The sequence below is a fragment of the Bacillus sanguinis genome (assembly GCF_018332475.1).
Taxonomy (GTDB): Bacteria; Bacillota; Bacilli; order Bacillales; family Bacillaceae_G; genus Bacillus_A; species Bacillus_A sanguinis.
Genome location: NZ_BOQB01000280.1, coordinates 1 through 10,465, shown reverse-complemented (window position 1 = coordinate 10,465; position 10,465 = coordinate 1). Strand labels below are relative to the sequence as shown.

The following is a 10,465-nucleotide window of genomic DNA, read 5'->3' as shown; positions in this document are numbered from 1 at the left end:
TGAAATAACTCTTTTTTCTTATGAAATCGTCGAATGAGAATGCTGATAAGCGGAACGGCGTACAGCATAGTATATGCGAGGTGCAATAATAGCACCGATAATTGTAAATACAATATCTTTTACTGCGAACCACATCATAATCATCCAAGCCGCTTTATAGCTCATATTACCGCCCATGAAGAAATTGACTGCCCCGTACATATAAGTAGTACCGATAATATAAGTTAAAATGATTCCTGTGAAAGAGGCAATTGCAAATGTACGAAATGTTGGTTTGTCCTTTTGTTCTACGAGTTTTCCTGATACGTAAGCAACGATAATAAATGCGATAATAAAACCACCAGTAGGATCTAAAAGTGCTCCAAATCCAGCTTTGAAGTTAGCGAAGATTGGCGCACCTGCTAATCCAACAAGCATATAAACCGTCATTGATAATGCGCCAAGTCTACTTCCAAGAAGAAGCCCTGCTAAAATTGCGAAAAATGGTTGCATAGATAATGGGATGCCCGCTACTTGTAAGAATGGTGCCCAAGATACAATATTTGCACCGATGGCCATAAGAGCAACGAACATGGCAGCTAATGCTAAATCTAAAACATGAAATCTTCTCATAATGTTAACCTCCTGTTGTTTTTAGGTTAACATTATCGTAGCGAAAATATTTACTTGTTGTCAATTAAAATATTTTGATAAGAAGGCTTCAAATAGTCTCTTAGCAGCGTATACGGAATACGAAATTGTGGAATTCCGCTTGAATAAGGAGCAATCTCATATAAAGGGAAATAAATGACGAGATTGTCCGGTTCTAAAAAGAAGTGAAACTTTTTCGTGCTCATGACCTTTTCAGTTGCATCGGGAAAATAAATACTTTCATTTTGTTTAATTTGTCTTACGATCTCAGCGCGTATTACTTCTTTATATGTATCTTCTTGTTGAAATAAATCGTCTAAGTGTAGTAACTTTTTTTCATTTAAATCAAATGTGTTTGCTTTCCACGTATAAAGACCGTGTGCTCCGCCTGTATATTGATAGTAATTCAAATATAGGCTGAGAAACGGTGATTTATTTAAGGAGACTTTATAATCAACATTCGCTACGTACGGATGAAAAGGTGTACTAGATCCTTCTGTTTCTTTATAATATTTTTTTGCGTCTTTTTCTAATTTAGTTTTAAATTTATCAGTAGACTTTTTGTAATACAAATTGAGCTTATTTTGAAATTTAGAATCGGAAAAATTGTGAAACGAAGGTCTGTTAATTTGATATTCTATATAAGGTTTCTTACCTTTTTGCGTTACAGTCTGAACATCGATTTTCAGGTTGGATGCTTTGGCTGCTAGTGTACAATTTGGTACAATAGTCAGCAAGGAGAACATAAGCAGTAATATACAAAATTTCTGTTTCATTTAGGTGAAACCTCCTTATTTAAGTGTTATAAGTAGTTTGAAAATAAATAGGTAAAATTATACATTTAATTGCAGTAAGAGAAGGGGGAAACGATATGGCAAAAACTTTAATGGATTCACTTGGAATTGAGTTGTTAGAGATGACAGAAGATAAGGTGGTTGCTACGATGCCTGTTGATGAGCGTACGCATCAGCCGTTTGGTTTTTTACACGGTGGTGCATCTCTTGCATTAGCAGAAACAGTAGCAAGTGTTGGTTCATACAATTTAATTGATCAAGAGAAATGCATCTGTTTCGGTCTGGAAATTAATGCGAATCACATTCGCTCAAAGAAAGATGGAATTGTAACAGCGATAGGGACACCGATACATAGAGGACATTCAACGATGGTTTGGGATGTGCGTATCATCGATGAAAATGATGATTTACTATGCATATCACGATGTACAGTAGCAATTAAAGAAAAACGTGAAAAGTAAAAAGAGGCGCTCTCATGAGCTGCCTCTTTTTTATAATTAGAACTGGATTTTCTTCTCTAAGAAACCTTTTAGTTCGCTAATTGGCATACGAACTTGTTCCATTGTGTCACGGTCACGTACTGTAACAGCTTTGTCTTCAACAGAGTCGAAGTCGTAAGTGATACAGAATGGTGTACCGATTTCGTCTTGACGACGGTAACGTTTACCGATAGAACCAGTTTCGTCAAAGTCTACCATGAAGTCTTTAGCTAGTTCTGCAAATACTTCAGTAGCACCTTCAGATAGCTTTTTAGATAATGGTAAGATAGCTGCTTTGTATGGTGCTAAAGCAGGGTGGAAACGAAGAACTGTACGAGAATCGTTTTCTAATTGCTCTTCTTCGTATGCATCACATAAGAATGCTAATGTTACGCGGTCAGCACCTAAAGATGGTTCGATGCAGTATGGCACGTAACGCTCATTCGTTTGTGGATCAATATAGTTAAAGTCTTCGTTAGAGTGTTCCATGTGACGTTTTAAATCGAAGTCTGTACGAGATGCTACGCCCCATAGTTCGCCCCAACCGAATGGGAATCGGAATTCAATATCAGTTGTTGCGTTACTGTAGTGAGATAACTCTTCTTCACCGTGGTCACGAAGACGCATGCTTTCTTCAGTCATACCAAGTGAAAGTAACCAGTTCTTACAAGTTTCACGCCAGAATGCGAACCACTCTAAATCTTCACCAGGCTTACAGAAGAATTCAAGTTCCATTTGTTCGAATTCACGTGTACGGAATGTGAAGTTACCAGGCGTGATTTCGTTACGGAAGCTCTTACCGATTTGGCCAATACCAAATGGAAGCTTTTTACGCATAGAGCGTTGTACGTTTTTGAAGTTTACGAAAATACCTTGTGCTGTTTCAGGACGAAGGAAGATTTCGTTTGTGCTAGACTCTGTAACACCTTGGAATGTTTTGAACATTAAGTTGAACTGACGGATTTCAGTGAATTCTTCACTACCACAATCAGGACATTTTACTTCATGTTCTTTCATTAAGTCAGCCATTTGGTCGAAAGTAAGACCGTCAACAACCATTTCAATGCCTTTTGCATCTAATGCATCTTCAATTAATTTGTCAGCACGGTGACGCGCTTTACATTTTTTACAGTCGATCATTGGATCGTTGAAGTTACCAACGTGACCAGAAGCGATCCAAGTTTTTGGGTTCATTAAAATAGCTGCGTCTAAACCAACGTTGTATGGAGATTCTTGAATGAATTTTTTCCACCAAGCTTTTTTAACGTTATTTTTTAATTCGATTCCAAGTGGACCGTAATCCCAAGTGTTTGCAAGACCACCGTAAATTTCAGAACCAGGGAAAACGAAACCGCGATGTTTCGCTAAGTTTACTACTTGTTCCATTGAATACATAATAAAATCCTCCTTTTGAAAGTTAACGTATTGGCGATGACGTGCTCAGGTACTGGTGAAAAGCAGTATATGCTTTGAAAAACATAAAAAAACGCTCATCCCAAGGCTTAATTGCCTAGGGACGAGCGTTTGCCCGCGGTTCCACCCTAGTTGATACACAAAAGGTGCATCCACTTTATCACGTATTGCTCGAGACTGCCGTTTCCTTGCTTCTTCAGGCTTTCACTATCCCTGAATCGCTTTTTGTGCAAGTACTTATAAGTCCGTCATCGCTACTTATATTAATAATAATGAACATATTCTAACACGTTCTTTTTTAAATCTCAATAGAGGAACGCGTCTATCTATGATAGAGTCTCGCCTATTTTTTCGTTATTTATTCCGTAATGTTGTTTAATATGCTTAATTGCTTCACGTTTACTTAATGGAGCGAGCTCATTGTTTTGCACGTATTCCCAAACTACATCCGGCTTTGTTTTTGCATATTCACGAAGGACCCAGCCAATCGCTTTTTGAATGAAAAATTCTTTTGAAGAATGTAGTTGTCCAATGATCCAGAAAAGAAGTTCTTCATCCATCTTTTGTTTATATTTTAGCTGGAATAAAATAGCGGCGCGTTGTAACCATATGTTATCTGATGCGATCCATTTTGGAATATAGGCAGAAATTAATTCCGGATGTTTTAAAAAGATATTGCCTAAAAATGTAGGGACGATGCTATCGACAGAATCCCACCAAGATTTTGTGACAATGAGTTCTTCTAAGAAGGGGATATGCGTTTCGTTTATATGCTTTTTATATTTTTGCATAATATCGAGTGCTACTGCCTGAAATTCACGTTCTGGTAAATCCCAAAGCTCACGTACGATAACTTGGAAGTCTTTTGGATCTGGGAGAGTATGTGTTTGAATAACGTCTTTTAATAACTGTCTTCTCTCCGGAGTTTGAATACCGAGAAATGGGAAGTGATTTTTCATATAACGTGCCATCGGTTCTGCTTTTTCTGGATTTTGATTTGCTGTGAAGTGCTCTTGTAAAGCTTTTACAAATGGGTGCATAAGTAGGTTCTCCTCTCTTATTATCTTGCTTATTTTATTATACAGAGAGTTTGGATAAATTTTAAAACATAACTTGTAAAGTAATGAAATATGTTGAGAGTAGAGAGGAGAGGATGAGATGGAAGATCAAGGCGTACTAGCAGGTTTCTTTGCTCTTAGTTTTGCGTTTATTCTTGTTATATTGATTTGGGCAGTTATTGCATATTTATTAACGGCTTTTGCACTGTATACGATGGCGAAAAATGATGGTGCAACCGATGGTGCTCTGGCATTTATTCCTTTTTTAAATAGTAAGATATGGGGGGATTTAGCGAAAGACAAATTACCAGATTTCTTGAAAGAAGAAGCAGGATGGAAAGTATTCGGTATATATGTCGCATGTTTCATTTTTAATTTCGTACCAATTTTATATTTAATAGCAACAGCTGTATCGATTGTGCTATCTATTTATCTGATCTACGCAATTTTAGATAGGTATGGAACGAATTCTATATTATTTACGATTATTCATACCATCACATTTTCGGTGTTCTTGCCGATTCACTTGTTCATTATTCGAAATGAGCCGGTGAGGTATAACGAGTAAGTTTATTTTAAATATGTGTAATGAAAAAAGCGCCCTGATTATCAGAGCGCTTTTTCTACTACATAAGGTAGCGTAAATAAATATAAATATGAGAAATGATTAATGAAACGATCATAATTGGGAAACCGACTTTTAAGAAGTCCATGTAGCTAAACTTATGTCCTTCGCGGCTTGCGATACCTGCAACAATTACGTTAGCAGAAGCACCGATTAATGTTCCGTTTCCACCTAGACAAGCACCTAATGCTAATGCCCACCATAATACGTCGATTTGTGCGTCAGAAGGTGATAAACCTAGCCCAACTGCCATATCGTTAATAAGTGGGATCATTGTTGCAACGAATGGAATGTTATCAATTGTTGCGGAGGCGATACCAGATACCCATAAAATAAGGATAGATGCGTAAGAAATATCTCCGCCTGTTATGCCAATTACTTTTTGAGCTAGCATTTTAATAAGGCCGATATCGATAAGTCCTCCAACGAGTACGAATAGTCCTGCGAAGAAGAAGATTGTTACCCATTCTACACTTGCGAATACCTCTTCAATTTCATGTTCTTTCACAGCGATTAACATAAGTACAGTAGCGCCAGTTAAAGCGATGATGGCTGCATCAATGTGGAAAATCGAATGAGTCATGAAACCTACAATTGTAAGTCCAAGTACTGTTAAAGATTTTTTCATTAATACTGGATCTTTAATGTATTGTTTTTCATCTAGGCTCATTAATTTTTTAACTTGTACAGGATCAGCAATTAATTGTTTACGGTACATGAAGTAAAGTATGACTGCTGTCACTGCAATAATAATAATTACGATTGGCGCTAAGTTTATCAAGAATGCATTGAAGTCTAAATGCTTATTTGCAGAACCAATCATAATATTAGGTGGATCACCGATTAATGTTGCTGTTCCTCCAATGTTTGAAAAAATAATTTCAGAAAGTAAATAAGGAACAGGATTTACTTGCAATATGCGCGTAATAGATAAAGTAACTGGAACAACAAGAAGTACAGTTGTAACGTTATCTAAAAATGCGGAACCAAGTGCAGTAAGTAAGGAAAGTGAAATTAAAATTTTGATTGGATTTCCTTGTGCTCCTTTTGCTGCTTTAATGGCAACGTATTGGAAGACGCCCGATTTACTCGTAATGTTCACCAAAATCATCATACCGATGAGTAGTGTAATCGTCCCCCATTCAATATGTTTCGTAAAGGCGTTGTGTAAATCAACGACCCCCATAATTACCATGAGTGCTGCACCAAGAAGTGCGATGACAGCGCGATTAATTTTTTCAGAAATAATAATGGCATATGTAATTAAAAAGACTGCGATAGCAAAATAATACTGCCAGTTTGCGAGCTCTTGCGTTGTTTCGTGCAAAACTCTCATCTCCTTTCATTCACTTTTATTAGTGTGTCAAAAATTAACTAGATGAAACACACATAACGTCATTATAAATTAGAAAAATGTCGGATGTAAATGAAAGGGCTTATTTTGTTATATTTTCTGCAAAGGTCATTTTTTCGTATTTTTAAAAATATTTGCGGGCATTTGACATATATATAAGATACATCCAATCTGAATATTTAAAATGGAATTAGCATTCGAGCTTGTTCGTGTAGGAGTGTCAAATAGAAAGGAATGACAAAGATGATAAGGAAGGGATCGTATGGATGAACAACGATTTTTATTTTTGGATTTTGAGTTTACGATGCCCCAGCACAGAAAAAAACCAAAAGGATTTTTCCCGGAAATTATTGAGGTAGGACTCGTTTCGGTTGTTGGTTGTAAGGTAGAAGACACATATTCAGCTCATGTTAGGCCGAAAACTTTTCCTTCTTTAACGGATCGATGTAAGAAATTTTTAGGGATTAAACAAGAAGCTGTAGATAAAGGAATTTCGTTTCCAGAACTCGTTGAAAAACTTGCAGAATATGAAAGGAGATGTAAACCAACCATTGTTACGTGGGGAAATATGGATATGAAAGTGTTGAAGCATAATTGTGAAATGGCGGGAGTCGACTTTCCTTTCTTAGGACAGTGCCGTGATTTATCAATGGAGTATAAGAAGTTTTTTGGTGAGAGAAATCAAACAGGATTGTGGAAAGCAATTGAGGCGTATGGAAAAGTAGGGACGGGTAAGCATCATTGTGCGCTAGATGATGCGATGACGACGTATAATATTTTTAAGTTAGTAGAAAAAGATAAAGAGTATTTAGTGAAACCAGCACCTCCGACATTAGGAGAACTCGTTGATTTTTCAAAAGTGTTAAAGAAAGTGAGTACACAGTAACGACCAAATTGCACAGTATGTAATTTGGTCGTTTTGTTTTTTTTATAGTTTGTAGTCTTTTTTTAACTGCTCTAATGTTTCTAGACTACGAACCGCAAAAGGTGAATCATCTTTAGAAAATGAATTCATTTGAGTTTCTAATGCTAATTTGAGTGACTCTGTATACTCTGGAATTTCTCCTGCATATTTCTTCACCATTTGTTCTGGAATGTTCGTCTGTTCACGGAAAGCTAAAGCACGTCTTTCATGGAAAAATGGTACTTCCGCTTGTTTTACGTTATGTAAGTCACCTTGCACCGGATGTTTTAAAACGGCTAATACTTTTACGACGTAACTGCCAGGACGGCTATTTGTAACTTCACCGATGTATTTTCCAGTTTTATAAATACCAGTAACGATCTCGCCAATTTCAATTGTTTCTCTCATATTTTTCACCTCAAGTTTATAGTAAGGAAAGTAAGAGGAGGAGTCAAAGAAATCATTCGCTTTCGGAACGCCCCCCTTGAGAATATGAATCGGTTCAACTATAATTTTAAATAATATAACAGAAAATTCTGATGGTTTTTGAATCCTATAATAAGGAGTGGTGTTCCATATGATGCCTTTATATTTTCCGGAAGATAAAACAGAATATATTATTCCAGGGATTGTTTGCGTTCTATTTATCATTGGTGCTGTTGCTACGTGGCGTATGTTTATTCGTGTATCAAAACGAGAAGCGGAGCAATTACAGAAAGTTGAAGAAAAACTGTTAGCTGACAAGAAACAGTAACTCATTTTTGTATGTTTCCCTCTATGCTCGGACAATCTAAGGGCAGAATGTATTTTGGAGGGAATAGAATGACAAAACGGCTTTTTTTCAGTTGTTGTTTATTATTTCTGATGGCAGGTTGTGACCAAGGAAAGCCGAAAGAAATTGACGTGAAATTACATAACGCTTCAGGTGATGAAGTGGGAACTGCAAAAGTAGTACAGCAAACAAGCGGAGTGAAAATTACGATTAAAGGGGAAGGTTTCGCACCTGGCCCGCACGGCATACATGTGCACGAAATTGGTGAGTGTAAAGCACCACGTTTTGAATCAGCTGGGAATCATTTTAACCCTGATAATAAAAAGCATGGACTCCTTAATCCGAAAGGTGCAGAAAACGGTGATTTACCGAACGTAATCGCAGACGGTTCTGGGAAAATTAAAGCAGAAATCGATGCGCCGCACATAACGCTTGAAGAAGGAAAAACAACGATTCATAGAAAAGATGGAGCGTCTATTATTATTACAGAAAACGCTGATGATGGTATGACACAACCAGTAGGTAAATCGGGTGATAGAATTGCTTGTGGTGTCATTGTAAAAAAAGCGTCGGATATGAAGAAAAAGTAAAAGCTACCGTGCATGGTAGCTTTTTTTGTGAAACGCAGATTGATATATATCAGCGATTTTTAAAATATATCGATTTACCGACAAAAGCTGAAAAAGGAGTTTATTATGAAAATGTATGGCGCAGTCGATTTAAAATTTCTTCTAAAACAGACCTTGGGCAGCCGATGTTAATTCGAATATGTTCTTCTCCGCCTAATCCGTATTTCTCACCAGGTTCAACGATGATTTTTCCTTTTTCCTCAAGTAATGTAGTGCGTTCGTCTTGAGAAAGGTTTAGGGCAGAGCAATCAATCCACAATAAAAAACTACCTTCTGGTTTCGTTACAGAAAGAGCAGGTATGTGATCTTTAATATATTTACAAGCGAATTGAGCGTTATCTTCTATATATAATCGGATTTCATTTAGCCAATCGTTGCATTCTGTATAGGCACTTTGCATCGCTGTATAGGCAAATGTATTTAATCCGTGGAAGCCTTGTCTATATTGGATAGATGTAAAGGCTTGACGGAGTTTTTCGTTTGGAATGATAATAATCGATGCTTGTAATCCAGCGATATTAAATGTTTTACTCGGAGCCATACAAGTAATGGTACGTGCTGCTAATTCTTCAGATAAAGAAGCAAATGGTGTATGAGTACGATCTCCGTAAATAATATCGGCATGAATTTCATCTGAGACAACAATTACATTATATTTTGTACATAACGCTCCGAGTTTCGTTAGCTCGTCTTTCGTCCAAACGCGTCCGATAGGATTGTGAGGACTACAAAGAAGCATGAGTTTAATACCTTGTTCAAATTGTTTTTCTAAATGATCGAAGTCTATCATATATGCGCTATCTTGTTTATATAATGGGCTCACGCATAATTGTCTATTGTTTGTTGTGACCATTTCGAAAAATGGTGGATAAATAGGTGGTTGTACGAGAATGGAATCATTTTCTTTTGTGAAGGCCTGTATGCTCGTGCTAAGAGCTGGAACGATTCCCGCGCTAAAGACAATCCATTCTTTTTGAATATCCCAGTTGTACTGTTTTTTTGTCCAGTTACAAATAATATCTCCAATATTTTCGGGAGGAAGTGTATAGCCGAAAATAGGATGCTCGATACGTTTCTTTAAAGCAGTTTGAATTGGTTGTGGTACTTCGAAATCCATATCAGCAATCCAAGCATGGAGAAGTTCTTCGTTTTTATACGTATCCCATTTTGTACTATGAGTACCACGTCGATTGACTGTTTTATGAAATAGTTGCATAAGTTTGCCCCCTTCTTCTGTAAAACCGTTAAGTTATGAAAGTTCTCTCTCTTCTTATAGAATAGCTGATGTGATAGGATAAAGAAAAGTATTAAAAAGTGAAAAGGCGGGGAGCAAATGGGTACATATGAAAAGATGATAGAGGTTGTGAAGAATTGGGATCCGTTTCAAATGGGACCGGAGTTTTATGAAACAGAAGCGAGCGATGTTGTGAACGTCGTAAGTGTGTTCGACGATTCAAAATACATCGCAAAAAAGATTCAACATATATACTTTATGTCTTTTGAGGAAGTACCTGCGCTTGAAAAATGTGAGAAGTTAGCTGTGGAATTACTTGTAATAAAAGAAGGCGGAAGTTGTTCATTGTAGGCTGTCGGAATTTCCGACAGCCCTTTATCCCGCGTTAACGGACAGTAAAACTCCCACCTCAAAATTCAGTTGGAGCAAAGAAGTTAGGTGGGAGATTAACTGTCCGTAAACGTCCGATTGGTTCAACTAATAATCAGTGGGGGATGAACAAAACCCCCACTGATTAAAGTTTCACTTTATAATTATTGCGCAGAAAAAGCGATGATTTCTTCATAAACATGT

General features: G+C 37.0%; 13 protein-coding genes. 6 read left to right on the top strand and 7 right to left on the bottom strand.

Annotated features, from left to right (window positions below; translation table 11 throughout):
• Positions 1 to 18 precede the first annotated feature (18 nt).
• Both KI369_RS23945 and KI369_RS23940 read right to left on the bottom strand, forming a co-directional pair.
• A complete protein-coding gene (locus tag KI369_RS23945) occupies positions 19 to 612 on the bottom strand; it encodes a biotin transporter BioY (protein WP_212957680.1) in 594 nt (197 codons plus the stop codon).
• Between the two features lie 50 nt (positions 613 to 662).
• Complete coding sequence (locus KI369_RS23940) at positions 663 to 1,406, bottom strand: DUF3298 and DUF4163 domain-containing protein (RefSeq protein ID WP_212957678.1); 744 nt, start codon at positions 1,404 to 1,406, stop codon at positions 663 to 665.
• Between the two features lie 95 nt (positions 1,407 to 1,501).
• On the opposite strand from KI369_RS23940, the gene KI369_RS23935 reads away from it, so the two are divergent.
• Positions 1,502 to 1,885, top strand: a complete 384-nt coding sequence (locus KI369_RS23935; RefSeq protein WP_001140606.1) for a hotdog fold thioesterase — start codon at positions 1,502 to 1,504, stop codon at positions 1,883 to 1,885.
• Between the two features lie 36 nt (positions 1,886 to 1,921).
• Here the strand turns inward: KI369_RS23935 and KI369_RS23930 are convergent, their stop codons facing one another.
• Positions 1,922 to 3,298, bottom strand: a complete 1,377-nt coding sequence (locus KI369_RS23930; protein WP_000287155.1) for a glycine--tRNA ligase — start codon at positions 3,296 to 3,298, stop codon at positions 1,922 to 1,924.
• A gap of 344 nt (positions 3,299 to 3,642) precedes the next feature.
• Positions 3,643 to 4,356: a DNA alkylation repair protein gene (locus tag KI369_RS23925; protein ID WP_212957676.1), complete on the bottom strand. Its 714-nt coding sequence runs from the start codon at positions 4,354 to 4,356 to the stop codon at positions 3,643 to 3,645.
• 118 nt (positions 4,357 to 4,474) lie between these two features.
• Between KI369_RS23925 and KI369_RS23920 the strand changes: the two genes are divergently transcribed.
• Positions 4,475 to 4,942, top strand: a complete 468-nt coding sequence (locus tag KI369_RS23920; RefSeq protein WP_212957674.1) for a hypothetical protein — start codon at positions 4,475 to 4,477, stop codon at positions 4,940 to 4,942.
• 58 nt (positions 4,943 to 5,000) lie between these two features.
• Here KI369_RS23920 and KI369_RS23915 read toward each other — a convergent pair whose 3' ends face one another.
• Entirely contained in the window at positions 5,001 to 6,326 is a 1,326-nt protein-coding gene (locus KI369_RS23915) for an ArsB/NhaD family transporter (protein ID WP_000545220.1), read from the bottom strand.
• Between the two features lie 289 nt (positions 6,327 to 6,615).
• Between KI369_RS23915 and kapD the strand changes: the two genes are divergently transcribed.
• Entirely contained in the window at positions 6,616 to 7,239 is a 624-nt protein-coding gene (gene kapD, locus KI369_RS23910) for a 3'-5' exonuclease KapD (protein WP_212957672.1), read from the top strand.
• Between the two features lie 42 nt (positions 7,240 to 7,281).
• On the opposite strand, the gene kapB is transcribed toward kapD, so the two are convergent.
• Positions 7,282 to 7,665: a kinase-associated lipoprotein KapB gene (kapB, locus tag KI369_RS23905; protein WP_212957670.1), complete on the bottom strand. Its 384-nt coding sequence runs from the start codon at positions 7,663 to 7,665 to the stop codon at positions 7,282 to 7,284.
• Between the two features lie 169 nt (positions 7,666 to 7,834).
• On the opposite strand from kapB, the gene KI369_RS23900 reads away from it, so the two are divergent.
• Together KI369_RS23900 and sodC are read left to right on the top strand one after the other, a co-directional pair.
• The gene (locus KI369_RS23900; protein WP_212957668.1) at positions 7,835 to 8,011 is read left to right on the top strand and encodes a hypothetical protein; all 177 of its coding nucleotides are present in this window, start codon (positions 7,835 to 7,837) and stop codon (positions 8,009 to 8,011) included.
• Between the two features lie 68 nt (positions 8,012 to 8,079).
• The gene (sodC, locus tag KI369_RS23895; protein WP_212957666.1) at positions 8,080 to 8,619 is read left to right on the top strand and encodes a superoxide dismutase family protein; all 540 of its coding nucleotides are present in this window, start codon (positions 8,080 to 8,082) and stop codon (positions 8,617 to 8,619) included.
• Between the two features lie 103 nt (positions 8,620 to 8,722).
• Here the strand turns inward: sodC and KI369_RS23890 are convergent, their stop codons facing one another.
• Positions 8,723 to 9,874 (bottom strand): MalY/PatB family protein, encoded by a 1,152-nt coding sequence (locus KI369_RS23890; protein ID WP_212957664.1) that lies wholly within the window; start codon positions 9,872 to 9,874, stop codon positions 8,723 to 8,725.
• 117 nt (positions 9,875 to 9,991) lie between these two features.
• Here KI369_RS23890 and KI369_RS23885 point away from each other — a divergent pair, with 117 nt between their 5' ends.
• Positions 9,992 to 10,243 carry a YugE family protein gene (locus KI369_RS23885; protein ID WP_000537644.1) on the top strand — a complete coding sequence of 84 codons (252 nt, stop codon included), beginning with the start codon at positions 9,992 to 9,994 and terminating at the stop codon, positions 10,241 to 10,243.
• The last annotated feature ends 222 nt before the right edge of the window (positions 10,244 to 10,465 follow it).

Excerpts from the sequence above, each read along its gene's own strand:
- KI369_RS23945 (WP_212957680.1), bottom strand. The coding sequence starts at position 612 with ATGAGAAGATTTCATGTTTTAGATTTAGCATTAGCTGCCATGTTCGTT.
- KI369_RS23940 (WP_212957678.1), bottom strand. The coding sequence starts at position 1,406 with ATGAAACAGAAATTTTGTATATTACTGCTTATGTTCTCCTTGCTGACT.
- KI369_RS23935 (WP_001140606.1), top strand. The coding sequence starts at position 1,502 with ATGGCAAAAACTTTAATGGATTCACTTGGAATTGAGTTGTTAGAGATG.
- KI369_RS23930 (WP_000287155.1), bottom strand. The coding sequence starts at position 3,298 with ATGTATTCAATGGAACAAGTAGTAAACTTAGCGAAACATCGCGGTTTC.
- KI369_RS23925 (WP_212957676.1), bottom strand. The coding sequence starts at position 4,356 with ATGCACCCATTTGTAAAAGCTTTACAAGAGCACTTCACAGCAAATCAA.
- KI369_RS23920 (WP_212957674.1), top strand. The coding sequence starts at position 4,475 with ATGGAAGATCAAGGCGTACTAGCAGGTTTCTTTGCTCTTAGTTTTGCG.
- kapD (WP_212957672.1), top strand. The coding sequence starts at position 6,616 with ATGGATGAACAACGATTTTTATTTTTGGATTTTGAGTTTACGATGCCC.
- kapB (WP_212957670.1), bottom strand. The coding sequence starts at position 7,665 with ATGAGAGAAACAATTGAAATTGGCGAGATCGTTACTGGTATTTATAAA.
- KI369_RS23900 (WP_212957668.1), top strand. The coding sequence starts at position 7,835 with ATGATGCCTTTATATTTTCCGGAAGATAAAACAGAATATATTATTCCA.
- sodC (WP_212957666.1), top strand. The coding sequence starts at position 8,080 with ATGACAAAACGGCTTTTTTTCAGTTGTTGTTTATTATTTCTGATGGCA.
- KI369_RS23890 (WP_212957664.1), bottom strand. The coding sequence starts at position 9,874 with ATGCAACTATTTCATAAAACAGTCAATCGACGTGGTACTCATAGTACA.
- KI369_RS23885 (WP_000537644.1), top strand. The coding sequence starts at position 9,992 with ATGGGTACATATGAAAAGATGATAGAGGTTGTGAAGAATTGGGATCCG.